20 protein-coding genes are annotated in these 24,886 nt (G+C 72.7%); 10 read left to right on the forward strand and 10 right to left on the reverse strand.

All coding sequences use genetic code 11. The annotated features are described in order from the left end of the window. Window positions 1-11 precede the first annotated feature (11 nt). From gnd to dnaA, 3 genes are all read right to left on the reverse strand, one after another. Window positions 12-887 carry a phosphogluconate dehydrogenase (NAD(+)-dependent, decarboxylating) gene (gene gnd / locus ACFVU7_RS24850; protein ID WP_049654622.1) on the reverse strand — a complete coding sequence of 292 codons (876 nt, stop codon included), beginning with the start codon at window positions 885-887 and terminating at the stop codon, window positions 12-14. 170 nt (window positions 888-1,057) lie between these two features. After that, window positions 1,058-2,188, reverse strand: a complete 1,131-nt coding sequence (gene dnaN, locus ACFVU7_RS24855; RefSeq protein ID WP_049654624.1) for a DNA polymerase III subunit beta — start codon at window positions 2,186-2,188, stop codon at window positions 1,058-1,060. Window positions 2,189-3,142: 954 nt separating this feature from the next. Then, entirely contained in the window at window positions 3,143-5,002 is a 1,860-nt protein-coding gene (gene dnaA, locus ACFVU7_RS24860) for a chromosomal replication initiator protein DnaA (RefSeq protein WP_388047238.1), read from the reverse strand. Between the two features lie 353 nt (window positions 5,003-5,355). On the opposite strand from dnaA, the gene rpmH reads away from it, so the two are divergent. The 9 genes from rpmH (at window position 5,356) to ACFVU7_RS24905 (ending at window position 12,071) form a co-directional block, all read left to right on the forward strand. Beyond that, window positions 5,356-5,493, forward strand: coding sequence for a 50S ribosomal protein L34 (gene rpmH, locus ACFVU7_RS24865; RefSeq protein ID WP_030305394.1), 138 nt, complete (start codon window positions 5,356-5,358; stop codon window positions 5,491-5,493). 18 nt (window positions 5,494-5,511) lie between these two features. Then, on the forward strand, window positions 5,512-5,940 hold the full coding sequence (gene rnpA, locus ACFVU7_RS24870; RefSeq protein WP_049655849.1) for a ribonuclease P protein component: 429 nt from the start codon (window positions 5,512-5,514) through the stop codon (window positions 5,938-5,940). Then, window positions 5,937-6,308 (forward strand): membrane protein insertion efficiency factor YidD, encoded by a 372-nt coding sequence (yidD, locus tag ACFVU7_RS24875; protein ID WP_049655851.1) that lies wholly within the window; start codon window positions 5,937-5,939, stop codon window positions 6,306-6,308. The genes rnpA and yidD overlap by 4 nt, the downstream gene beginning before the upstream one ends. Next, the gene (gene yidC / locus ACFVU7_RS24880; protein WP_049655853.1) at window positions 6,305-7,477 is read left to right on the forward strand and encodes a membrane protein insertase YidC; all 1,173 of its coding nucleotides are present in this window, start codon (window positions 6,305-6,307) and stop codon (window positions 7,475-7,477) included. Before yidD ends, yidC begins: the two co-directional genes overlap by 4 nt. A gap of 82 nt (window positions 7,478-7,559) precedes the next feature. Further along, the gene (locus ACFVU7_RS24885; protein WP_049655854.1) at window positions 7,560-8,090 is read left to right on the forward strand and encodes a R3H domain-containing nucleic acid-binding protein; all 531 of its coding nucleotides are present in this window, start codon (window positions 7,560-7,562) and stop codon (window positions 8,088-8,090) included. A gap of 159 nt (window positions 8,091-8,249) precedes the next feature. Continuing rightward, a complete protein-coding gene (rsmG, locus tag ACFVU7_RS24890; protein WP_079271995.1) occupies window positions 8,250-9,068 on the forward strand; it encodes a 16S rRNA (guanine(527)-N(7))-methyltransferase RsmG in 819 nt (272 codons plus the stop codon). 247 nt (window positions 9,069-9,315) lie between these two features. After that, window positions 9,316-10,287: a ParA family protein gene (locus tag ACFVU7_RS24895; RefSeq protein WP_234348544.1), complete on the forward strand. Its 972-nt coding sequence runs from the start codon at window positions 9,316-9,318 to the stop codon at window positions 10,285-10,287. After that, a complete protein-coding gene (locus tag ACFVU7_RS24900; RefSeq protein ID WP_074001897.1) occupies window positions 10,284-11,324 on the forward strand; it encodes a ParB/RepB/Spo0J family partition protein in 1,041 nt (346 codons plus the stop codon). The genes ACFVU7_RS24895 and ACFVU7_RS24900 overlap by 4 nt, the downstream gene beginning before the upstream one ends. A gap of 132 nt (window positions 11,325-11,456) precedes the next feature. After that, entirely contained in the window at window positions 11,457-12,071 is a 615-nt protein-coding gene (locus ACFVU7_RS24905) for a GNAT family N-acetyltransferase (RefSeq protein WP_049655856.1), read from the forward strand. Window positions 12,072-12,185: 114 nt separating this feature from the next. Here the strand turns inward: ACFVU7_RS24905 and trxA are convergent, their stop codons facing one another. From trxA to ACFVU7_RS24940, 7 genes are all read right to left on the reverse strand, one after another. Next, window positions 12,186-12,512: a thioredoxin gene (gene trxA / locus ACFVU7_RS24910; RefSeq protein WP_049655857.1), complete on the reverse strand. Its 327-nt coding sequence runs from the start codon at window positions 12,510-12,512 to the stop codon at window positions 12,186-12,188. Window positions 12,513-12,641: 129 nt separating this feature from the next. Continuing rightward, on the reverse strand, window positions 12,642-13,607 hold the full coding sequence (gene trxB, locus ACFVU7_RS24915; protein ID WP_388047240.1) for a thioredoxin-disulfide reductase: 966 nt from the start codon (window positions 13,605-13,607) through the stop codon (window positions 12,642-12,644). Between the two features lie 173 nt (window positions 13,608-13,780). Next, window positions 13,781-14,782: a hypothetical protein gene (locus ACFVU7_RS24920; RefSeq protein ID WP_388047242.1), complete on the reverse strand. Its 1,002-nt coding sequence runs from the start codon at window positions 14,780-14,782 to the stop codon at window positions 13,781-13,783. Continuing rightward, window positions 14,779-15,507, reverse strand: coding sequence for an RNA polymerase sigma factor SigM (sigM, locus tag ACFVU7_RS24925; protein ID WP_388047244.1), 729 nt, complete (start codon window positions 15,505-15,507; stop codon window positions 14,779-14,781). Before sigM ends, ACFVU7_RS24920 begins: the two co-directional genes overlap by 4 nt. A gap of 51 nt (window positions 15,508-15,558) precedes the next feature. Next, entirely contained in the window at window positions 15,559-17,580 is a 2,022-nt protein-coding gene (locus tag ACFVU7_RS24930) for a serine/threonine protein kinase (RefSeq protein ID WP_388047246.1), read from the reverse strand. A gap of 303 nt (window positions 17,581-17,883) precedes the next feature. After that, on the reverse strand, window positions 17,884-20,346 hold the full coding sequence (murJ, locus tag ACFVU7_RS24935; RefSeq protein ID WP_117488736.1) for a murein biosynthesis integral membrane protein MurJ: 2,463 nt from the start codon (window positions 20,344-20,346) through the stop codon (window positions 17,884-17,886). A 58-nt stretch (window positions 20,347-20,404) separates the two neighbouring features. After that, window positions 20,405-22,936: a DUF6049 family protein gene (locus tag ACFVU7_RS24940; RefSeq protein ID WP_074001893.1), complete on the reverse strand. Its 2,532-nt coding sequence runs from the start codon at window positions 22,934-22,936 to the stop codon at window positions 20,405-20,407. Window positions 22,937-23,303: 367 nt separating this feature from the next. On the opposite strand from ACFVU7_RS24940, the gene ACFVU7_RS24945 reads away from it, so the two are divergent. Continuing rightward, a complete protein-coding gene (locus tag ACFVU7_RS24945) occupies window positions 23,304-24,728 on the forward strand; it encodes a CCA tRNA nucleotidyltransferase (protein WP_049659839.1) in 1,425 nt (474 codons plus the stop codon). Window positions 24,729-24,886 lie beyond the last annotated feature (158 nt).

The raw sequence follows: 24,886 nt of genomic DNA on the forward strand, positions 1-24,886 counted from the left end.
GGACCTGCTGGTTACTTGGACTCGACCGCGTGGCCGCCGAACTGGTTGCGCAGCGCGGCGATCATCTTCATCTGCGGCGAGTCCTCCTGGCGGGAGGCGAAGCGGGCGAACAGCGAGGCGGTGATCGCCGGCAGCGGCACGGCGTGGTCGATCGCGGCCTCGACGGTCCAGCGGCCCTCGCCGGAGTCGGCGGCCCAGCCGCGCAGCTTGTCCAGGTGCTCGTCCTCGTCCAGGGCGCGGACGGCCAGGTCCAGCAGCCAGGAGCGGATGACGGTGCCCTCCTGCCAGCTGCGGAAGACGTCGCGCACGTCGGTGACCTCGGGGGCGGCCTCCAGCAGCTCCCAGCCCTCGGCGAAGGCCTGCATCATCGCGTACTCGATGCCGTTGTGGACCATCTTGGCGAAGTGGCCGGCGCCCACCGCGCCCGCGTGCACCGAGCCGAACTCGCCCTCGGGCTTGAGGGCGTCGAAGACCGGCTGGGCCTTCGCGACGTGCTCGGCGTCGCCGCCGTACATCAGCGCGTAGCCGTTCTCCAGGCCCCAGACGCCGCCGGAGACGCCGCAGTCCACGAAGCCGATGCCCTTGGCGGCCAGCGCCTCGGCGTGCTTGACGTCGTCGGTCCAGCGGGAGTTGCCGCCGTCGACCACCACGTCGCCGGGGGAGAGCAGCTCGGCGAGCTCGTCGACGGTCGCCTGGGTGGCGGCGCCCGCCGGGACCATGACCCAGACCACGCGCGGGCCCTGGAGCTTGCTGACGAGCTCCTGGAGGCTCTCGACGTCGGAGATGTCAGGGTTGCGGTCGTAGCCGATGACGGTGTGGCCGGCGCGGCGGATCCGCTCGCGCATGTTGCCGCCCATCTTGCCGAGACCGATGAGGCCGAGCTCCATGACCAAGTCCTTACCTGTGGTGACGTGCCTGCCGGCGGCGCCGTTGCCGCACTCCTTGAGCCTACGCGCTGGAGCGGCCCCGCCCGGCTGCGGTCGGGGCCGGCCGGGGGAGACGGCCACAGGCTGTGCACAGCGGGTGTGCACAGCCTGTGGACGAAGGACGGGCGGGATCAGCCGGAGAGGCGGACCGGCATGATCAGGTACTGGTAGGCCTTGTCCTCCTCGGCGTCCACCGAGACCTTGCCGCTGAGCAGCGCGGGCTTGGTCGGGGTGGTGAAGCTGAGCTGGGCGAAGGGGGAGTCGATGGCCTTGAGGCCCTCCTCCAGGTAGCCCGGGTTGAACGCGATCGAGATGGCGTCGCCCTCCAGGGAGGCCTCGATCCGCTCGGTGGCCTGGGCGTCGTCGCCCGAACCGGCCTCCAGCGTCAGCACGCCCTCCTCGAAGTTGAGGCGGACCGGGGTGTTGCGCTCGGCGACCAGCGAGACGCGCTTGAGCGCCTCCAGGAAGGGCTGGGTCTGGATCGCGGCGATCGCGTTGAACTCGGTCGGGAAGAGGCTGCGGAACTTGGGGAACTCGCCCTCCAGCAGCCGGGTGGTCGTCCGGCGGCCAGCGCCCTCGAAACCGATCAGGCCCTCGCCCGCGCCGCCCGAGGAGAGCGCGATGGAGACGGTGTCGCCGCTGCCCAGGGACTTGGCGATGTCCTGGAGGGTCTTGGCCGGAACCAGCGCGACGGCGGAGATGTCCGACTGCTCGGGCTTCCACAGCAGCTCGCGGACGGCGAAGCGGTAGCGGTCGGTGGCGGCCAGGGTGATCCGGTCGCCCTCGATCTCGACCCGGACACCGGTGAGCACCGGGAGGGTGTCGTCCCGGCCGGCGGCGACCGCGGCCTGGCTGACAGCCGAGGCGAAGACGTCACCGGAGACGGTGCCGGTGGCGGTCGGCATCTGGGGCAGCGCCGGGTACTCGTCCACCGGGAGGGTGGGGAGGGTGAACCGGGAGCTGCCGCAGACCACGCTGACCCGCTGGCCGTCGGTGGAGATCTCCACCGGCCGGTTGGGGAGGTTGCGGGAGATGTCGTTCAGCAGCCGGCCGGAGACCAGGACGGTGCCGGCCTCCTCGACGTCCGCCTCCAGCTCGACCCGGGCCGAGACCTCGTAGTCGAAGCCGGACAGCGCCAGGCTGCCCTCCTGCGCGGTCAGCAGCAGGCCGGCCAGCACCGGCACCGGCGGCCGTGCCGGGAGGCTGCGGGCAGCCCAGGCCACCGCCTCCGCGAGGACGTCACGCTCCACCCGGAACTTCACCGGTAACCGCCTCCTGGATCGAGCGCTCCCGCTCGCACTCTGGTTCGTCTGATCTTGATCGTCGGTTCGGCTGTCCACCGAGCTCGGTCACTCCGCTTCCAGTCGCAAGGACAGTCTGACGTACTCCGCCGACAGACGGGGCAGACGGGCGGAAGCGACCCGAACTGTTGTCGGGGCCCGGTTGTCCACAGATTCGGGGCCCACCCACTTTGAAAGCAAGTCCGGGGTCTAAATGTGTAGTGGTAGTAGTAGGGCCTGTGGAAACCGTGGATAACCCCGTTTCCGCAGGTCAGAGCCCGAATTTTGTCCACAGCGGGTGTGGACGGCGGCTGTGGACGGGCAGGCCGCGCTGTGGACAGCCGAGCGTTACCCACAGGGCACGCAGGGTATCCACAGGTTATCCCCAGGGCTGTCCCCAGATCCGGGCCCGGTTATCCACGGGCGCCGGTCAACTTTACGTGACGCCTTTCACACCAGGGTATGAACGCCAGCCCACGGTTGTCGAACTGTGGACGCCGCTGTGGACAACCTGGGGATAACCGGCCCTCCCCTGGGGACAACCGGTGGATAACCCGGACGGCCCACTGTGGACCCGTCAATTGTCCACACCCTGTGGATAACCGTTGTGCACAAGTCCACAGGCACCTGACCTGCGCGGAAGAGCGTAGCGGCGACGGGCCTGTGGACGAATTCTGGATAACTCCGCACTCCCCACCCTGTGGACGGCGGCGGAGGGGCCCGTCCTGTGGACAACGGCCTTGCGCGCCCCCGGGTTTCGAATCACCGGTCAGTTGTTCGGCGCGGGCTGTGGACTGGCGGACCGTCCGTCGAGGGCATCCCTGCCCAGCTGGCGCGCGACGCACACCTGTGGACACGAGAAAGGGCGTCAGGATTCGCTCCTGACGCCCTTGGGGGCCCGTCTTCGGACCCGGGGCCCCGCCGTGCCTGCTCCGGCTAGCTCTTGATGCGGTTGGTGAGTTCGGTGACCTGGTTGTAGATCGAGCGCCGCTCGGCCATCAGCGAGCGGATCTTGCGGTCCGCGTGCATCACCGTGGTGTGGTCGCGGCCGCCGAACTGCGCGCCGATCTTCGGCAGCGAGAGGTCGGTGAGCTCGCGGCAGAGGTACATCGCGATCTGCCGGGCCGTCACCAGCACCCGGCTGCGCGAGGACCCGCAGAGGTCGTCCACGCCCAGGCCGAAGTAGGCGGCGGTCTGCTGCATGATGACCTGCGCGGTGATCTCCGGGCCGGCGTCCTCGTCCCCGCCCGGGATCAGGTCCTTGAGGACGATCCCGGCCAACTCCAGGTCCACCGGGGCCCGGTTGAGGTTGGCGAAGGCGGTCACCCGGATCAGCGCGCCCTCCAACTCCCGGATGTTGCGGGTGATCCGGGAGGCGATGAACTCCAACACGTCGGCGGGAGCGTTGAGTTGCTCCTGGATCGCCTTCTTGCGCAGGATCGCGATCCGGGTCTCCAGCTCCGGCGGGGTGACGTCGGTGATCAGACCCCACTCGAAGCGGTTGCGCAGCCGGTCCTCCAGCGTGGTCAGCAGCTTGGGCGGCCGGTCCGAGGAGAGGACGATCTGCTTGTTCGCGTTGTGCAGGGTGTTGAAGGTGTGGAAGAACTCCTCCTGCGTGGACTCCTTGCTCGCGAGGAACTGGATGTCGTCCACGAGCAGGATGTCCATGTCCCGGTAGCGGCGGCGGAAGGTGTCCGCCTTGCCGTCCCGGATCGAGTTGATGAACTCGTTGGTGAACTCCTCCGAGGACACGTAGCGCACCCGGGTGCCCGGGAAGAGACTGCGCGAGTAGTGCCCGATGGCGTGCAGCAGGTGGGTCTTGCCCAGCCCGGACTCGCCGTAGATGAAGAGCGGGTTGTACGCCTTGGCCGGGGCCTCGGCGACCGCCACCGCCGCCGCGTGCGCGAAGCGGTTGCTGGCGCCGATGACGAAGGTGTCGAACAGGTACTTGGGGTTCAGCCGGGCGGCCGGCTCGTCCTTGCGGGAGCCGCCGGCCGGGGGAGCGCCGGGCGGGGCGGGCACGCCGGGGACGCCGGGACGCTCGGCGGAGCGCTCCGGGGCGGCCTTCTCGGCCGGGCGGCCGCCGGTGGGGCGGGAGCCGCCGGCCCGACGGCCGGCGCCGGTGCGGGGCTGCTCGTTCGGGCCGGGGCCGTAGGCGCCGCCGAAGAGGTCGCCCTGGGTGGTCGCGGGCGGGCCGGGGACGGGCCGCGGCGCCGGACGGGACGCGGGCTCCGCCGCGTCGCGGTAGCCGGGCGGCTGCTCCTGGTAGCCCTGCCAGCCGGGCCCGCCGCCGGGGCCGCCGTACGGGGCCTGGCGCTGCTCGTAGCCGCCGGTGTCGTAGCGGGGGCGCTCGTAGTCCTGCTCGTACCCCTGGCCCTGCTCGTACGGCTGCGGCTGCTCGTAGGGCTGGCCGTGCTCGTACGGCTGCTGGTAGCCCTGGCCGCCGTAGCCGGGGGTGTCGTCGTCCTCGGCCGGGCCCGGGTAGGGCTCGGCGGGGGCCTGGGGGGCGGGCGCGGGGGTGGTCGGCACCGCGTTGGCGTCGACCATCACGGCGATCCGGACCGGGCGGCTGAGCTCACGGCTGAGGGCCTCGGTCAGCTGCGGCAGCAGCCGGCCCTCCAGCACCTGCTTGGCCCGCTCGTTCGGGGTCGCCAGCAGGGCGGTGTCGTGCATCATCCACATCGGCTGGGTGCGCTGCACCCACTGTTTGTCCATCTCCCCGACATCGGGGTCGGCGACCAGCCGCTCGACGACCCTGGCCCAGACCGGGACGAGGTCGCTGTTGACATCAGCCACTGGTGCACGCTTTCCAAGAACAAACCAGACAAGTTCTGCAACGGTAGTCAGCGAACAGGGACGGATCAAGTCGTTGTCCACAGGCTGTGGGTAAGACGGGCGGGAGACGGCTGGTTTGACCCCCGTGCCCCGTCCCGCGTACCGTAACCAGGTCGAGTTGTCGATGGCCGCTGCCGCATGTCCGCGGGTCCACCCGCTCCATAAGGCGCGCAGCACGGGCGCCGTGGATTGCCTCAAACCCCAGCCGAACTGGGGCGATGGGCCGGATTTCCGAATCAGGGGAGATCACGCGGACGCACGGTGACGGCCAAGCGATTCCCCGTCATCCTACGATTCACCTCAGGAGCCCCCGAGTGAGCAAGCGCACCTTCCAGCCGAACAACCGTCGTCGCGCGAAGACCCACGGCTTCCGGCTGCGTATGCGTACCCGCGCCGGCCGCGCCATCCTGGCCGCCCGCCGTGGCAAGGGCCGCAGCAGCCTGTCCGCCTGATCCGCGCCAGAGTCTGTTGTGCTGCCCTCCGAGAATCGGCTGCGGCGGCGCCAGGACTTCGCGACCGCGGTGAAACGCGGTCGCCGGGCCGGCCGGCCCCTTCTGGTCGTCCATCTCAGCAGAGACGGTGACCCGCAGGGGCAGACCGACCGGACCAGCGACTCCCGCCCGCACGTCGCCGAGGGGACTCCTTCGGCGCGTGCGGGTTTCGTCGTGAGCAAGGCCGTTGGCCCGGCGGTCGTTCGCAACCTGGTCAAGCGCCGGTTGCGCCATCTCGTTCGTGATCGTCTCTCCAGGCTGCCCGCCGGTAGCCTGATAGTGGTGCGTGCGCTGCCCCAGGCCGCGACCGCCTCGTACCAGGACCTCGAACGTGACCTGGACGCGGCACTGAAGCGGTTGCTGAGGACGGAGCCCGCCGCCACGGCGCCGACGGGAGCAGGTCGATGAAGTACCTGCTGATGGGTCTGATCAGGGTCTACCAGTGGACCATCAGCCCACTGCTCGGTCCGGTCTGCCGTTACTACCCCTCCTGCTCGCACTACGGCTACGAGGCCGTGAAGGTGCACGGAGCGGTCAAGGGCGGCGGGCTGACCGTGTGGCGCATCCTGCGCTGCAATCCGTGGACGCCCGGTGGGGTCGATCATGTCCCGCCGCGCAAGCATCCGGTGTGGCACCGGCGGTTGCGAGACTGGCTGAAGAGCCGGTCCGCCACCGGAGACCCGGTGACCGCCACCCCCGCCGGTCCGGACCCCGAGGGCCCGGCGACCATTGGCCCTGTGCGGCCAATCCACCTGTCCAAGGAGCCTGACCGGTGACCTTCTCCTTCCTGAATCCCCTGTACACAGCGGTGTCCTGGATCATCGTCCAGTTCCACTCGCTGTACAGCCACATCTTCAACCCGGACGGTGGCTGGGCCTGGGGTCTTGCCATCGCCTCGATGGTGGTCGTCATCCGGATCTGCCTGATCCCGCTCTTCGTGAAGCAGATCAAGGCGACCCGGGCCATGCAGGCGATCCAGCCGAAGATGAAGGCCATCCAGGAGCGCTACAAGAACGACCGGCAGCGCCAGTCCGAAGAGATGATGAAGCTGTACAAGGAGGCGGGTACCAACCCGTTCTCCAGCTGCCTTCCCATCATCGTGCAGGCGCCGTTCTTCACCGCGCTCTACGGGGTGCTCGCCAAGGTCGCCAAGGGCCAGGACATCGGCGTCATCCACGGTGACCTGCTGGTGAGCGCCGGCAAGGCGCACATCTTCGGTGCCCCGCTCTCCGCGACCTTCGTGGGCAGCCCCGAGACCAGCGTCAAGATCGTCACCGCCGTGATGATCATCCTGATGTCGCTGTCGCAGTTCGTCACCCAGCGCCAGCTGATGACCAAGAACGTCGACCTCTCGGTGAAGACGCCGTTCATGCAGCAGCAGAAGATGCTGATGTACGTCTTCCCGATCATGTTCGCCGTGATGGGCATCAACTTCCCGGTCGGTGTCCTGGTCTACTGGCTGACCACCAACGTCTGGTCGATGGGCCAGCAGCTGGTCGTGATCCACAACAACCCGACCCCGGGCAGCAAGGCCTTCGAGGAGCGTCAGGCCCGTCTGAAGAAGGCCGGCCGGCTGCGTCCGGACGGTACGGAGATCAAGGGCGCGCTCTGGGGCATGCTGCCCCCGTCCAAGGCGGCCGTCAGCGAGGCGGCCAGCGCCGCCGCGGTGGTCGAGGAGTCGGTCCAGGTGCGGCGCCAGCAGCCCCGTCGGCAGAGCAAGGCCCAGCGCCAGCAGGCCGGTGTCGGACAGCCGACCGGCGAGCCGGACAAGGACAGCCAGGCGGAGGAAGCCGCCGACACGGCTCCGTCCGACAGCGTGCCGTCCGACTCCGGTGCCAAGCCGGCGGCCGCCAAGCAGGCCGCGGCGAAGCCCGCCGGTACCAAGCAGGGCACCCGGCAGCAGCCGAAGCGCGGTGGCGGCCAGCGGCCGAAGAAGAAGTCCTGACCGGTCCCGAGCCCGTTGTGACCGCCGCGAAGAGCTTCGTCCCCGGCCCGACAGACGGGCCCATCTCCGAAGGAGTCCATCAGTGACGGAAGGCACCACCTCCGCCGTCGAGGCCGAGGCCGCCGCCAGCGCCGACGAGAGCCTCATCTCCCGCCTGGAGCAGGAGGGCGACATCGCGGCGGACTACCTGGAGGGTCTGCTCGACATCGCGGACCTCGACGGTGACATCGACATGGACGTCGAGGGCGACCGCGCCCTGGTCTCCATCGTCAGCGACGGCAACGACCGTGCGCTGCAGCGCCTGGTCGGCCAGGACGGCGAGGTGCTGGAGGCCCTCCAGGAGCTGACCCGGTTGGCTGTCCACCGGGAGACCGGCGAGCGCAGCCGCCTCATGCTGGACATTGCCGGCTTCCGGGCCCGCAAGCGCGAGGAGCTGGCGGTGCTCGGCGCCCAGGCCGCCGAGCAGGCCAAGAGCAGTGGCGAGCAGGTCAAGCTGCGGCCGATGACTCCCTTCGAGCGCAAGGTCGTCCACGACGCGGTCGCCGCGGCCGGCCTGCGCAGCGAGTCCGAGGGCGAAGAGCCCCAGCGGTTCGTGGTCGTGCTGCCGGTCTGAGGCCGACAGGTCGACGACCGGCCGCCGCGGCGGCCGGAGAGCTTCACCGGACGCGACCCCGTCCGCCTCGTGCGGGCGGGGTCGTCGTCCCTTCTGGGATGTTTCACGTGAAACAGTGCGTTGAGCGGGTCGGTGGATCCGGGGATCGGAGAGGTCGAGATGGACACGGAGAACGCGGCTGCCGGCCGGCCGGGGGCGGACGTGGACCCGGCCGCTGAGGGGCCGGCCACCGAGCTGGAGCACCCTGGCGAGGCACCGGCTGCCGCCCGGGAGGTCTTCGGGGAGCGCTACGACGCCGCGGTCCGCTACACCGAGCTGCTGGCCACCGCGGGCGTGCAGCGCGGGCTGATCGGGCCCCGCGAGGTGCCCCGGCTCTGGGACCGCCACGTGCTGAACTGCGCGGTGCTGGCCGAGCTGCTGCCCTCCGGCATCACCCTGTGCGACGTCGGCTCCGGGGCCGGCCTGCCGGGCATCCCGGTGGCGCTGGCCCGTCCGGACGTCTCGGTGACGCTGCTGGAGCCGCTGCTGCGCCGGACCACCTTCCTGGAGGAGGTCGTCCGGGAACTGGGGCTGGACAACGTCACGGTGCTGCGCGGCCGCGCCGAGGAGATGGTCGGCAAGCTCGCGGTGGACGTGGTGACCGCCCGGGCGGTGGCGCCGCTGGAGCGGCTGGCCGGCTGGGGCATGCCGCTGCTGCGCCCGCACGGGCAGATGCTGGCGCTCAAGGGGGACAGCGCGGAGCAGGAGCTGGCCGACTCGCGGGCCGGGCTGGCCAAGCTGGGTGCGGTCGAGTGGAGCGTCATCGCCGTCGGCGAGGGCACCCTGGAGACCTCGACCCGGGTGGTCCAGGTGAAGGCGGGGGAGAGCCCCGGCGGGGTGAAGGCGGCCACCCGGCGCGCCAAGGCGGCCCGGGCGGGCCGCACCGCGAGCGTCCGGAACGGCGAGCGCGGCCGGGGCGGACGGCGCCGCGGACGCTGATCGGGCGTGACGTCGGGCACCTGACGACCACGGGCGGACGGGCCTCCTGCGAGGGGGGAACGTCCGCCCGTCGTCGTTCAGGTGTCGGTGGGGTCGACGGCTGGACACCGGAGTGTCGCAACGTCAGATTTCCGGCATAGCGGGCATGGTGTTTCCCGTGAAACGTCGCTCCTTGCTCTCGGGCATCCTCCGCCGTGACCGGGCGGCGACTGTTGCCGCTCCGGTTTCACGTGAAACACTGACCCCCATGCAGGACTCGGAGACCGTCGACCAGATCGATGACACGCCCATCGCGCGGGCCGCCCAGGCCGCGGTCCGGGCGATCGGCCGAGCGGGTGAGGGACTGCCCCGGCCGGCCGCCACCCGGGTGATCGTGGTCGCCAACCAGAAGGGTGGGGTGGGCAAGACCACCACCACCGTGAACATGGCCGCCTCCCTCGCCATGCACGGCCTGCGCGTCCTGGTCGTCGACCTCGACCCGCAGGGCAACGCCTCCACGGCGCTAGGCATCGACCACCACGCCGAGGTGCCGTCCATCTACGACGTCCTGGTGGAGGGCAAGCCGCTGGCCGACGTGGTGCAGCCGGTGCACGACGTCGAGGGGCTGTTCTGCGTCCCCGCCACCATCGACCTGGCCGGCGCCGAGATCGAGCTGGTCTCCCTGGTGGCCCGGGAGAGCCGGCTCCAGCGCGCCATCACCGCCTACGAGCAGCCGCTCGACTACATCCTGATCGACTGTCCGCCCTCGCTGGGCCTGTTGACGGTCAACGCCATGGTCGCCGGCCAGGAGGTGATGATCCCGATCCAGTGCGAGTACTACGCGTTGGAGGGCCTCGGTCAGCTGCTGCGCAACGTCGAGCTGGTGCGCGCGCACCTCAACCCCGCACTGCACGTGTCGACCATCCTGCTCACCATGTACGACGCCCGGACGAGGCTGGCCGCCCAGGTCGCCGAGGAGGTCCGGACCCACTTCCACCAAGAGGTGCTGAGCACGGCGATCCCGCGGTCGGTGCGCATCTCGGAGGCGCCCAGTTACGGGCAGACGGTGCTCACCTACGACCCGGGGTCGACCGGGGCGCTCTCCTACCTGGAGGCCGCCCGCGAGCTCGCGCAGCGTGCGGTGGGCCCGGGCGGCTCACTGGTGGGTCAGCAGCGGGACGGCCAGCAGGGGCACGGTGCCCCGGTGGCACAGCACGGTACGACGGAGGGTCATCAGTGAGTGCTCGCAGGGTTGGTCTGGGTCGAGGGCTGGAGGCGCTGATCCGCCCCGCCGCGCCGGTGGACGGCGGGGTGGAGGCGAAGACTGCGGCAGCCGTGCCCGCACCGGCCCCGGTGACGCCGCTGCCGAGTGTCCGCGGCACGGTGGCGGCCAGGGCGGCCGCCGAGAAGCGGGCCGAGCAGGCGCAGCCGGCCGGCGCCTACTTCGCCGAGCTGCCGCTGGACGCGATCACCCCCAATCCGCGCCAGCCGCGCGAGGTCTTCGACGAGGACAAGCTGGCCGAGCTGGTCACCTCCATCAAGGAGGTCGGTCTGCTCCAGCCGATCGTGGTCCGCCAGGTCGGCGTGGACAGCTTCGAGCTGATCATGGGCGAGCGCCGCTGGCGCGCCTCCCGGGAGGCCGGGCTGGAGCGAATCCCGGCGATCGTCCGGGCCACCGAGGACGACAAGCTGCTGCTGGACGCCCTCCTGGAGAACCTGCACCGCGCCGAGCTGAACCCGGTGGAGGAGGCCGCCGCCTACGACCAGCTGCTGCGGGACTTCTCCTGCACCCACGAGGAGCTGGCCGATCGGATCGGCCGCTCGCGGACGCACGTCTCCAACACCCTGCGGCTGATGAAGCTCCCGCCCTCCGTCCAGACCCGGCTGGTGGCCGGGACGCTGATGGCCGGGCACGCCCGGGCGCTGCTCGGCCTGTCGGACCCGGAGCAGCAGGAGCGGCTGGCCGCGCGGGTGATCGCCGAGGGCCTCACGGTGCGCAACGTCGAGGAGCTCGTCGTGCTGATGCGTTCGGAGGAGCCGGAGCAGCCCAGGCGCCAGGCGCCGAAGGCGGGCAAGCTGAACTCCCCGGCCTTCAACGACCTGGCGAGCCGGCTGTCCGACCGCTTCGACACCCGGGTCAAGGTCGAGGTGTCGCAGCGCGGCGGCAGGCTGGGCAAGGGCAAGGTGGTGCTGGAGTTCGGCTCGGTCGAGGACCTGAACCGGATCCTGGACAGCATGGCCCCGGGGGAGGACGGTCTGCGGCTGTCGCAGGGCTGAGCCGGCCCGGCCGGCCGAGGGCGACGACCCGATGGGTGCGTGTTCCACGTGAGCGCTGTTTCACGTGAAACATGCACCCATCGGCGTTCGTGGGGGAATGCTCGACCGTGAGAGGGAGGAGGAGGTGCGGCCATGGGACGGCGGATCGTTCCGCTGACGCTGGACAACCTCGGGGACCTGCCGGCCGGCTGCCGCTCCTGCGTGTTCTGGGAGCTGGACCCGGTCAGTGCGAAGGAAGCGGTGGAGTCGGGCAAGCCGGAGCTGGAGAAGGAGGGGTGGATCTCCACGGTGCTGCTGGAGTGGGGCTCCTGCGGCCGGATCGTCTACGTGGACGACCGGCCCGCCGGGTTCGTGCTGTACGCGCCGCCCGCCTACGTCCCCCGCTCGCAGTCCTTCCCGACCAGCCCGGTCTCGCCCGACGCCGTCCAGCTGATGGTCAGCCGGGTGCTGCCGGGATACCAGCGCCAGGGGATCGGCCGGGTGCTGGTGCAGACCGTGGCCAAGGACCTGATCGGGCGCGGGGTGCGGGCGATCGAGGCCTTCGGCTCCTCCGGGCGGGCGCCGACCAGTTGCGTGCTGCCGGCCGACCACCTGCTCGCGGTCGGCTTCAGGACCGTCCGCCCGCACTCGCGCTACCCGCGGCTGCGGCTGGAGGCGCGGACCACGCTCTCCTGGCGGGGCGACGTGGAAGGGGCGCTGGAGCGGCTGCTGGGCGGCGGGCGCAAGGAGCCGGTGCTGCCCTTCTAGGGCCCGGAGACGCCCTTCAAGGGGCCGGAGACGCCCTTCGAGGGGCCGGGAACGACGGAGGCGGGGCTCCCCCCGAGGGGAGCCCCGCCTCCGCGCGGTCGACGACCGGAAGACCTAGATGAAGTCGGCCAGCTCGCGCAGCAGCGCGGCCTTCGGACGGGCACCGGTGATGGACTTCACCGGCTCGCCGCCCTGGTAGACGATCAGGGTCGGGATCGAGATGACGCCGTACTTGGCGGCGGTCGCCTGGTTGGCGTCCACGTCGAGCTTGGCGATGGTCAGCTTGTCGCCGTGCTCGGCCGCGATGTCCTCCAGGACCGGGGCGACCTGGCGGCACGGGCCGCACCAGGTGGCCCAGAAGTCGACCAGTACGGGCTTCTCGCTCTCGAGGACGTCCTTCTCGAACGTCGCGTCGGTGACTGTGGTGGTGGCGCCGGCCACGGGAACTCCTCGGGGTTCGGACGGAGGGGGCTGCTGCCAGGAGAACAACGGGTGGGCCCGTTCTGTTTCTGCCCGGCCGGGGCGGGGGTGTTTCACGTGGAACACCCCCGCGGGTGGAGCGGGAAGGGCTCAGACCGCGACGGCGGCGGCCTTGGCCTCCAGGTCGTCCAGCGCGGCCAGGTAGCGCTCGGCGTCCAGGGCGGAGGAGCAGCCGGTGCCGGCGGCGGTGATGGCCTGGCGGTAGGTGTGGTCGACGACGTCACCGGCACCGAACACGCCGTCGACGTTGGTACGGGTCGAGGGGGCGTCGACCTTGAGGTAGCCCTCGGCGTCGAGGTCCAGCTGGCCCTTGAAGAGCTCGGTGCGCGGGTCGTGGCCGATCGCGATGAACAGGCCGGTGACGGCCAGCTCGCGGGTCTCGCCGGTGGTGGTGTCGCGCAGGGTGACGCCGGTCAGCTTCGGGTCGCCGTGGATGGCCTCGACCGCGCTGTCCCACTCGAAGCGGATCTTCGGGTCGGCGAAGGCGCGCTCCTGCATCGCCTTGGAGGCGCGCAGGGAGTCCCGGCGGTGGATGATCGTGACGCTCTTGGCGAAGCGGGAGAGGAAGGTCGCCTCCTCCAGCGCGGTGTCGCCGCCGCCGACCACCGCGATGTCCTGGTCGCGGAAGAAGAAGCCGTCGCAGGTCGCGCACCAGGAGACGCCGCGGCCGGAGAGCTTGTCCTCGTTCGGCAGGCCGAGCTTGCGGTGCTGGGAGCCGGTGGTGACGATCACGGCGCGTGCCTTGTGCACGTTGCCCTCGGAGTCGGTGACGGTCTTGACGTCACCGGTGAGGTCGACCGCGACGATGTCGTCGGGGATCAGCTCGGCGCCGAACTTCTCGGCCTGGGCGCGCATGTTGTCCATCAGCTCGGGGCCCATGACGCCGTCCCGGAAGCCCGGGAAGTTCTCGACCTCGGTGGTGTTCATGAGCGCGCCACCGGCGGTGACGGCCCCCTCGAAGACCAGCGGCTTGAGGGAGGCACGGGCCGTGTAGAGCGCGGCCGTGTACCCGGCCGGGCCGGAACCGATGATGATCACGTTACGGACGTCGCTCACTGCTTCTCCTGGTTCGCATCGCGACCCGCGTTTGCTGCGGGGAGGGCGGTCCTGCTCCGCCGCCCGGGACAACGACTGACCAGTGTCTCGCATTCCCAGGCGGATCAGTACCAGCCGCCCGAAGTCCGGAAGCGGCGTGGCGGAGTTGGCGTGGATCGCATGGAAACCGCCGGTCAGTGGCTGGGAACGGCCTGGTGCAGGACGGTCGGGCCGCAGTCGGGGGAGCGCAGGTAGACGTCGACGAAACCGGGCCGGCCGGGCAGCGGGTAGACCAGGACGTCCACCGGGGCGCCCTGGAAGGTGCCCCGGTCGGTGGCCAGCGGGGTGCCGGAGGCCGGGGCCGGGCAGCCCGGCGCGGTGGGGGAGCCGGTGGGGGAGCCCGCGGGGGAGGGCGGGTCGGACTCCGGCCGGCCGCCGGCGGCGGGCAGGGCGCCCTCGGACATGGCGGGCCCGGTGGCCCGCAGCCCCGGGACGTTCTCCGAGCGGGCCAGCAACCGCTGGACCTGGGTGGCGAGTTCGTCCTCGCGGTAGTCGGTGCCGGCGGCCGTGTGCGGGGCCCGGGCGTCGTGGCTGTCGGCGGTGGCGGTCGGGGCGCCGCCCGCGCTCGCCGTCACCGTGCCGGACCGGTCGTCGGGCTGCAGCAGCAGCGCCCCGCCGAGTCCGAGGGCGGCCAGGGCGGCGGCCGTGCCGACCAGCAGGGCGAACCGCCGCCGCCGGGGGCGGCCGGGGCCGGTGGCCGGGCCGGACCGGCCGGCGGGACGCCCCGCGGGCCTGGAGAGCGGGGCGGAGGACGGCGTGAGGGGCGCCGTGGCGGTGCGTACGGGTCGGGCCGGGGCCTCGGGTCGACGGTCGGCCGCGGGGGCCCCCTGCGGCCGCTCGACGGCCTCGCCGGGGCTCCCGGCGGCTTCGGTGGCTTCGGCGACGGCCGCGGCGAGTGCCGCGTCCAGCCGGGCGGCGACGTCGGCCGGCATCGGCGGGGTCTCGACGTCGCCGAGCAGGGCTCGGACCTCGGCGAGCGCGTCGACGGTCTCCCGGCACTCGGCGCAGCCGTCCAGGTGCCGCCGCAGCGCCTCGACGGTGGAAGGGGAGTCGACCAGCCCCTCGGCGAGGTCGGCCAGCTGCTCGACCGGGGGGTGGTCGTCGGCGGGGTCGGGGAAGGAGGGATGGGCGTTCATCGGGTGCTCACGTCTCCTTCCAGCATCGTCCGACCGGTGCTCTGCCCCGTCCCTGTGCCGGTGCTCGGCCCCGTCCCTGTGACGGAGCCGGGGCGCTTCGGGTTCCCCGGGGCGTCCCGGCGCGGCGGGGCCGAGCCGGGGGCGGGCGGTGTTTCACGTGAAACATCGGGCTCGCGCAGGTGCCGGACCAGGGGGAGGAGCCGGGCCCGGCCGCGCGCGCAGCGGCTCTTCACGGTTCCCACCGGGACGCCCAGCAGCTCGGCGGCCTCGGCCACCGGGTAGCCCTGCATGTCGACCAGCACCAGGGCGGCCCGCTGTTCGGCGGGCAGTTCGGCGAGCGCCGCGGTCAGCTCCCGGTGCAGCTCGGCCCGGACCACCGGGGAGTCGGCCGGCTCGGCGGCGCCGACCAGGGTGTCCAGCCGCTGCGGGTCCTCGTCGAGCGGGGTGGTGCGCCGGGTGGCGCTGCGCCGGGCGCGGTCCAGGCAGGCGTTGACCACGATCCGGTGCAGCCAGGTGGTGACCGCCGAGCGGCCCTGGAAGCCGGCGGCGGCGCGGAAGGCGGAGACCAGGGCGTCCTGGAGCGCGTCGGCGGCCTCCTCGCGGTCGCCCAGGGTGCGCAGGGCGACCGCCCAGAGCCGGTCGCGGTGGCGGTCCACCAGCAGGCCGAAGGCCGCCGGGTCGCCGGCGACGTGCCGGGCGAGCAGCGCCGCGTCGTCGTCCGCCACCGTGACCCCCCTCTGCCGTCGTGCCGTCGTGCCGGGGCCGTCCGCCCCGGGTCAGCCGGAGACCTTGACCTCGGCGACGTGGCCCCGGTACTTGCCGTCGGCATCCTTCGCCAGACCGGTCAGCCAGATCAAGAGGTACCGCGTGGTGGTCGGGGAGTCGAGGGTGTACTCGACATTGGTCCCGGTCTTCTTGCCCACGACGGTGAAGGCGTCCGGCTTGGCCTGCAGCGGGTTGCCGGCGGCGGCCGCGGTGGGCACCCGCAGCTCCGCGGACTGCTCACCGCCGGAGAACAGGACGCTCACCGAGGAGACCGGCTGCGGTGAGCCGAGGTCGATCAGCAGACCGGTGCCGGACTTGAGCGCGGGCGGCTTGGGCCCGAGCTGGTCGACGTACCAGCCGGTGGTCCAGGAGGTGTTCGCGTCGTTGTCGATCGCCTTCCCGATGCTCTCGGTGCCCTCGGGCCCGTCGCCCAGCGGGTTGTACGACTGCGCCTCCTTGATGGCGATCGACACCGGGTTGTGGGTGCTCGCCTGGGGGCTCGGCGCGGTGCTGCTGGCCGAGGTCAGCGGGGACGCGGTGGCCGCCCCGGTGTGGCGCAGGCTGTCGACGAACTGCCAGGAGGCGACGCCGATCGCGCCCAGCGCGACCGTCCACGCGGTGGCCTTGACCACCCGGCGCAGCCGCCGCCGGGTGCGGGTGCGCCGGGAGGGGGCCGGGCGGGAGGAGGCCGGCAGCGGGGAGACGGTGGTGTCGGCGACCCGGGTCGGGTTGGGCGCGGTGGGCAGCGCGTGGGTGTTGTGCCGGGGAGGGGCCGGGAAGGCGGGCAGCTCCGGCGCGGGCTGGCGGATCTTGGGCAGCTTGGCGATCGCCCGGACCAGTTCCTCCGGGGTGGTGATCGGCTGGGCGTGGTGCGGCGGCTGGTCGAACAGGGCCCGCGCGGCGAGCTCGGACAGGCCCTTGTGGACCCCGGCGCGGACCTGGTCCGGCGCGGCGTTCTGGAGGCCCTTGGGCAGGCCCTGGAGGTCGTAGCGGTCCTCCGGGTACGGCCAGCGGTGGGTGAGCGCGGCGAACAGCAGTGCGCCGATCGCGCGGGTGTCGGCCCGCTGGGCGTCCTCGGCGTCCTCGGCGGGCAGCCCGCGCAGGGCGGCGTCCACCGCGATGCCGTTGATCCGGTACTGGCCGCTGTCGGTGCGCAGCACGCAGCGCGGGGTGAGCCGCAGGTGGGCCTGGCCGCGCCGGTGGGCGGCCGCGACGGCGTCGGCGACCTGGCGGACCATCTGGTACGCCTCGTGCGGCTCCATCGGGCCGCTGGCGAGCAGCCTGGCCAGGTCGGAGGAGTGCGGCAGCCACTCCCGCACGACGTAGACCAGCTCGCCCTCGTGGACGGCGTCCAGCACCTGGACGAAGCGCGGATCGCCGAGCAGGGCGGCGGACTTGGCCGCGGCCAGCACCTTGCGGGCCCGCTGGTGGCCGGAGGCCATCAGGTGGACGCCGACCGCCCGGCGCAGCTTCTCGTCGACGGCGCGCCAGCTGCTGAAGGTCTCGGTCTGGGAGATGCACTCCTCCAGCCGGTACCGGTGGCCGATCATGTCCCCGCTGCGGCGCTGCGGGGCGGGGAGGGTGCGCGGGAGGGTGGCGGTGTCGCGCGGGTCGACCGTGGGCTGCGGGTCGGTGGGGCGGCGCGCGGGGCGGGTGGGCTCGGGGGCGGGCTTCTTCCGGGGGGACCCGGCGGCCAGTTCGGCGCGCAGCTCCTGGACCGAGAGCGGGGCGGTGATCTCCGAGGTCTCCTCGCCGGCGGCGGGCTCCGGGCCCGCGGCCGACGTGTCGTCGCGGTCCCGCTTCTTGCCCCGGCCCTTCTCCCCGTCCTGGTCGGTGTTCTCGTCCGCGTCGGGGCGCCCGGGGGCGGCGGCAGCGGTGGGGGCGGCGGGGGCTCCCTCGCGGGCGTCCGCGGAGGTGCTCTCGCCGGCGTCGTCCGAGCCCGCGAGCTCGTCGATCGCCGCGGCCAGCGCGGCCTCGTCCGTCGCCGCGTCAGCTGCTGACGTGTCGACGACCGCCTTGGTGCCATCAGCCACCGTGGTCCTGCCTCCCCTTGTGTCGCCGCGGCTTGAGAGAGTCGCTGGAGCCCTAGGGTCGGCGGCCCTGTGCTCCAGGACAATTGTGCCCACTCTTCTCCACCGGGTACGACCGCTGAGACGTCCGCTCGGTTGCATACGGGTGGAGAGATGTGGTGCAGATCCGACACCTGGTCGCCATCCGGCGGTCGGGCGGACCCGAACCAACCGGTGGCCCAGCACTCGGCCGGACGAGCGGAGGAGCCTTCTGCTCCGGTTGACGCCCGGTCAGGGCGCCCGCTCGTCCGGCCGGTGGTCGGGCGGTCAGCGGCCCAGTCGGCCGCGGACCATGCCCAGCATGGAGTTCAGCTCCTCGATCCGCAGGCGCTTCGCGATGAGCACGAAGACCGCCAGCTGGAGGCCGCCGGCCACGACCAGGGCCGCCACGCTGCCCGGCCAGCCGCCGAGCACCTGCTGGACGCCCAGGCTGGCGCCGAGGCCGACCAGGGCGGCCGGGACGCAGGCGGCGGCCAGCCGGCTGTACGTCCGGCCGATCCGCTTGGTGTCCAGCCCGCCGATCCGCTTCTTCAGCTTCGGCATCGCGACCATCACCCCGATGGCGTAGGCCAGGCCGTAGCCGAAGGCGAGGCCGGTCACCGTCCACTCGGAGGGCAGCACCAGCCAGCACAGCAGCGCGAAGCCGGCCTGGCAGGCGGCTACCCAGACGGTGTTGTAGAACGGCGTCCGGGTGTCCTCGTAGGCGTAGAAGCCGCGCAGCATCACGTACTGGGCGGAGTACGGGATCAGGCCCAGCGCGAACGCGGAGAGCATCAGACCGACGTTGGTGGCGTCGTTCAGGACGGTGTCGTTGCCGCCGATCGCGTAGATCGCCCGGCCGACCACCGGGCCGAGCGACAGGAACAGGAAGGCCGCCGGGACGACCGCCACCGCGGTGGTGCGCAGACCGTAGGAGATGTCGTCGCGCACGGCACCGGCGTCCTCGTCGGCCGCCGCCCGGGAGAGCCGGGGGAGCACCGCGCTCATGATCGAGACGGTGATCACGGCCTGCGGGAGCTGCCAGATCAGCAGCGCGTTGGAGAACGCGGCCAGGCCGACGCCGTTGTGGCCGGCCGCCGCCGCGGCGGCGCCCGCCTTGGTGGACAGCTGGGTGATCACCAGGTAGCCGGCCTGGTTGGCGAGCACGAAGAAGAACGTCCACTTGGCCAGCCGGGCGGCCTTGCCCAGGCCGTGGCCGCGCCAGTCGAAGCGGGGCCGGAAGCGGAACCCGGCGGCCCGCAGGTACGGGATCATCGCCAGCGACTGGACGCCCAGACCGATCAGGGTGCCGAGGCCGAGCAGCCGCACGCCCTCGGGGGAGATGCCCTCCGGGGTGACCTGGGTGGTGCCGAACCCGCCGTAGACCCAGATGTAGGCGGAGAAGGTGAAGATCACCACGATGTTGTTCAGGACCGGCGTCCACATCATCGCGCCGAAGCGGCCGCGGGCGTTGAGGATCTGGCCCATCACCACGTGGATGCCCATGAAGAAGATGGTCGGCAGGCAGTAGCGGGCCATCGCCACCGTGGTCTCGGCGCGCTCCGGGTTGGCCATCATCGGCTGGGCGATCAGCCGCACCAGCACGGGCGCCCCGAGCACCGCCAGGAAGACCACGCCGCCGAGCCCGACCATCACCAGGGTGAGCAGCCGGTTGGCGTACGCGGTGCCGCCGTCCTCGTCGTTCTTCATGCTGCGCACCAGCTGCGGCACGAAGACCGCGTTCAGCGCGCCGCCGCCGATCAGGATGTACAGCAGGGTCGGCAGGGTGTTCGCGGCGTTGTACGAGTCACCCATGATGCCGACGCCGATGGCCGCGGTGATCACCATGGTCCGGACGAAGCCGGTGCCGCGGGAGACCAGCGTGCCGGCCGCCATGATCGCGCTGGAGTTCAGCAGGTTGGAGACCTTGCCGCCGCCGGCCGCCTTGCCGGGCTCGGCGGCGGGGGCGGGCGCCTGCTCGGCGGCCCGCTCCTCGGCGACGATGTCCGCCAGCGGCTCGACCGCCGGGGGCACCGCGACGGCGGCCACCTGCATGGTGGCCTCCGCCTCGGAGAGCGGCGGGTCGAACTCGATCGGCGGCACGAAGTGCTGCTGCCCGCCCGGAGCGGCGCCGTACGGGGGCTGCCCCGGGTGGCCGCCCATCGGCGGGTACGGCGCGGGGCCGGGCGGAGGGCCGGGCTGGGGGGCCGGGGCGGGCTGCGGGACCGGCGGCTGGACCGCGGCCTGCGCCTCGCGGCCGCCGAACAGGCCGTCCACCCCGACGTACTCGGTGGTCTCGGTGTCCCAGGCGGAGTGCGCCGGGCCGGGCTGCCACTGCTGCCGGGGCTGCTCGACGCCGCCCCAGTGGCCGCCGGCGGCCTGTGCCGGGGCCGGCTCCTGCGGCCAGGCGGGCTGCACCGGGGTGTCCCAGCCGGGCTGCACCGGCGGCACCGGGGCCCCGAAGTGCTCCGGGGCCTGGTACGGGGTCGGCGGCACCGGCGTCGGGTAGCCGACGCCCTGCGGCGGCAGCTGCGGCGGCACGTCGTACGCGGCGGCCGGCGGCTGGGGCGCGGCGGGCCGACCGGCCCGCAGACCGTACGGGTCCTGGCCGTCCTGGGGGTTCCCGTACGCGTCCACCGCGTACGGGTCCTGGGCGTAGGTGTCGGCCACGTACCAGTCGCCGGACGGCGACTCGGCGCCCGGCCGGCTCTCACCGCGGCCCGACGGCCGCTCCTCGCTGCGCCCGGTCATGTCACCTCTTCGCTGTCGTGGGGGGAGGCCGGCCCGGCAAGGCAGGGGGTCGGCGGTATCAAGGACCAACCTTCTCATCACCGGCGGCCCGATCCCGGCCATCCGGGCTGCTGCCACGCGGTGTCTGCGCGGGACCGTCACCAGGGGTGTCGTCCGTCCCGTCGGTCCCGTCCGCCGCCGGGGCCCCCTCCGCGGTGTCCTCCGCCGGGGCCCGCGGGGCGGGCTCCGCCGCCGCGGCGCCGCCCGCGGCCGGGGCGTCCCCGAGCGGGGCGTCGCCGACCGGCTGGTCGCCGTCCTCGTGCGGCTGCCCGCCGAGGCGCTTGCGCTGGCGCACGAAGCGCAGCGCGGCCAGCAGCAGCAGGACGCCGGCGCCCGCGAAGACGTACAGCACGCCGTTGGTCACCGAGGTGACCTCCACCGTGAACTTCTGCGCCTCGCCGTACGGCCGGGAGTCGGGGCCGGTGGTCCACAGCTGGGCGGTCATCGCGACCGGCCCGTTGTTGTGCGCCTCGGCGTTGAAGCGCAGCGTCACGCTCTGCGAGGCCGGGAGGACCAGCTCCTCCTCCTTGCTCACCCGCAGCCTGTTCGGCTGGGCCGAGGTGAGCACCAGCTTCAGGTTGGTGACCGTCTGGGTCAGGTCGTTGCGGACGCTGACCTGGAGCAGGCCGGACTCGCCGGCCAGGGTGACCACGTTCTTCCTCGGCACCTGGACGGCCTTGGTCAGCTCCTTCAGGTACCCCGTGACGCCGGCCCGGTAGGTGCTCCCGGCCGGCGGCTGGCTGCGCCACTCGGTGGACAGCGAGCGGACCATCGCGGCGCTGAACGGGCCGCGCACCCGCTGCGGCAGGGTGAGCACCCGCATCAGGGTGTCCAGGTCGTGCTGGATGTCGTCGGTGCGGCTCAGGTCGGCCGCCGGCAGCTCCGAGGCGCGGATCTGGGTCGGGTAGTCGGTGGGCGCCGGGACGGCGGTGTTGGCCTTCGGGTCGGCCGCGGACTGGGCCACCGCGTCCAGCTTGACCGAGGAGATCCACTTGCCGTCCGCCGTCTGGAGGGCGTTCGCCAGCGCCTTGGCGCCGGCGGTGCTCAGCTCGCGGGGCGGCAGGACGAGCAGCCCGCGCTGGTTCTGCGGCTGCTCGTGGGTGATCGCGAAGGTCTCGGCGAGGAAGCGCTGGGTGGCGTCGGTCTGCGCCTGCGGGCTGCTCAGGTCCTTGTCGAAGAGCGCGGAGACGGTCTCGTCGGCCACCACGGCGCTCTGCCCGCCGCCGATCGGGCGGACCGCGGTCGGGGTGTAGGTGAGCGAGTCCGGCTCCGGCATGCTCGCGCCGTCGACCAGCACCAGCCCGTTGCCGGACTGCTGGGCGAGGGCGGCGATCTGCTGGTCGAGGTAGCCCCGGTACGGCCAGGCGACGTCCGAGCGGGTGTCCACGGAGAGCCGGCCCTCGACGGTCAGCCGGCCGGCGGTGGACGCCTTGCTCAGCGCGGTGGTCATCCCGGCCAGGTCGGAGCCGTTGTGGGCGATCGAGGCGAGGTCCGGGTCGGCGTACGGCAGCGAGACCACCTGGCTGCCCGGCTTGGCGACGGCGGCCCGCAGCTTGTCCAGCCAGGCGACGGCGGCGGCCGAGGCGGGCACCTGGACGGTGTTGTCGTCCTTGGCGGACTTGCCCGCGGCCTCGGTGCCCGGCTTCTGCACCCGGTAGGGCTTGGTCATCGCGAGCGCGGCGTCCAGCAGGTCCGGGTCGATCACCCAGGTCAGGCCGTTCAGCTTCGCGCCGGTGTCGACCAGCTCGTACAGCCGGCCGCCCGGGGCGAACTCGCCGGCCAGGCTGTCGTCGCGCAGCACCGGGGTCGGCTGGTCGCTGTTGTCGGCGGTGGTCTGGGCGGCCAGCACCGGCGCGTGCACCAGCGGCCAGATCGTGGCGACCTTCGTCGGCTGCGCCTCGGCGCCGCCCGGGTTGTACGGCAGGAAGGTCCGGGCGATGCCCAGGGCGCGGTCGCGCGGGTTGTCGCCGGTCCCGCCCCAGGCGTCCACCGCGAGCTCGTACGCGCCGCTCGCGGAGAAGCCGAGGTCGCTCACCGCGACGCTCAGGGTGTACGGCTGGCTCTGCCCCGGGTTCAGCTCCGGCAGGGCGTACTGCGGGCTGTCCAGCTCCACGCCGTCCTTGCTGTCCGGCGTGGAGCGGTCGGCCACGTTGGCCAGGTCGCTGCGCCGGTCCAGCGGTTTGCCGGAGTACGGCTTGCGGACGGCCGCGTGGGCGCCCTTGATCGCCGACTTGCCGGCGTTGGTGACCTGGCCGGTGATCGTCACGATCCCGCCCGGGGCGGCCACCTGCGGGTTCAGCGTGTCGATGGTCATCACCACCGGGTACTCGGCCGTGGCGGTGGAGTCGCCGGCCGGCCGGACGTTGCCGCCGGCGGGCAGCGCACCGGCCGGGGAGGCCGTGAAGAGGGTCAGGGCGGCCGCGCAGGCGGCGGCCAGGCGCCGGCCCGCACGGCGCGCCCGGCGGGCCGGATGGCGCCCCCCGGCGGGGCGCTCGGCCCGTCCAGGCTGTCGGTGCGCCCCCAGGCCCGAGTGCCGTGCCGGCTCACTCACTCGCTTCGCCCTCGCCGTTCTCGATCGTTCGCTGCTGATGCTGTCCGTCCGGCGCGGTCCGCCCGACGGTCTTCGCTTGACTCTGGTGGAGCTCTGCGCCCGACGCCGTCGCCGCACCGCTGCCACGGGGATCCCGCGGACGGCGGCGGCACGCGGCACCGCATCCCCTGTCCGGTGCCCGAGACTCGTCCACCGGCATGGTAACGATGCAGCCCGCGGCGCAGTGTTGCGGGCTGTGGGGTGAGACGCCCAGAACGCGCGGGCGGTTGACCTGTCGGGGCACGTACCCTTGTGAGCCGTGTCCACTGCCAATGAGCCCACCGCGCGCACCGACCGTTCCAGCACCGACGTCCAGGTCGTCCCAGGGCTGAGCGAGGCCCAGACGCTCGGCCTCCAAGAGCTGCTGCGGGTGTCGCCGGTCGCCGACGAGATCGCCAGCCGGTTCCAGGCGGCCGGTCACCGGCTGGCGCTGGTCGGCGGGTCCGTCCGGGACGCGCTGCTCGGCCGGCTCGGCAACGACCTGGACTTCACCACCGACGCCCGTCCGCAGCAGGTGCTCAAGCTGGTCAAGGGCTGGGCGGACGCGGTCTGGGACGTCGGCATCGCCTTCGGCACGGTCGGCGCCCGCAAGGACACCCCCGAGGGCTCCTTCCTGATCGAGATCACCACCTACCGCTCCGAGGCGTACGACCGCACCTCGCGCAAGCCCGAGGTCAGCTACGGCGACACCATCGGGGAGGACCTGGTCCGCCGGGACTTCACGGTCAACGCGATGGCCGTCGACCTGCCCGGCCGCGGCTTCGTCGACCCGCACCACGGCCTGGAGGACCTGGAGGCCCGGGTGCTGCGCACCCCCGCCACCCCCGAGGAGTCCTTCTCCGACGACCCGCTGCGGATGATGCGGGCCGCCCGCTTCGCCGCCCAGCTGGACTTCGACCCGGCGCCCGAGGTGGTCGCCGCGATGACCGCGATGGCCGAGCGGCTCACCATCGTCTCCGCCGAGCGGATCCAGGCCGAGCTGAACAAGCTGCTGCTGGCCAAGCACCCGGTGAAGGGCCTGCGGCTGCTGGTCGACACCGGCCTGGCCGGGTACGTGCTGCCCGAGCTGCCCGCGCTGCGGCTGGAGCGGGACGAGCACCACCGGCACAAGGACGTCTACGAGCACTCGCTGACCGTCCTGGAGCAGGCCATCGACCTGGAGCAGGACGGCCCGGACCTCACCCTGCGGCTGGCCGCGCTGCTGCACGACATCGGCAAGCCGCGCACCCGCCGCTTCGAGTCGGACGGCCGGGTCTCCTTCCACCACCACGAGGTGGTCGGCGCCAAGATGACCCGCAAGCGGATGCGCGAGCTCAAGTACTCCAAGGAGCTCACCGAGGACGTCTCGCGCCTGGTCGAGCTGCACCTGCGCTTCCACGGCTACGGCGGCGGCGAGTGGACCGACTCCGCGGTGCGCCGCTACATCACCGACGCCGGGCCGCTGCTGGAGCGCCTGCACAAGCTGACCCGCTCCGACTGCACCACCCGCAACAAGAAGAAGGCGGCCGCGCTCTCCCGCACCTACGACGGCCTGGAGACCCGGATCGGCGAGCTGAAGGAGCAGGAGCAGCTGGACGCCGTCCGCCCGGCGCTGGACGGCAACCAGATCATGGAGCTGCTCGGCCTCAAGCCCGGCCCGCAGGTCGGCAAGGCGTACAAGCACATGCTCGAACTCCGGCTGGAGCACGGCCCGATGGAGCACGACGAGGCGGTCGGGGCGCTGCGGGCCTGGTGGGCCGAACAGCAGGGCTGAGCCCGGCTCCGGACGGCGCGACGGCGCCGCGGGAGCTCCGGACACGACGAGAGGGGTGGGGCCCGCCCCGGGGCGGGGGCCCCCCCCCCCGCCCCCGGGCCGCCCGACCCGCGTCCGCAGACGTGCACCACCTCCCGATGGAAAGAGCAGTGCCCATG

Source organism: Kitasatospora sp. NPDC058046, from assembly GCF_042885595.1.
GTDB lineage: Bacteria > Actinomycetota > Actinomycetes > Streptomycetales > Streptomycetaceae > Kitasatospora.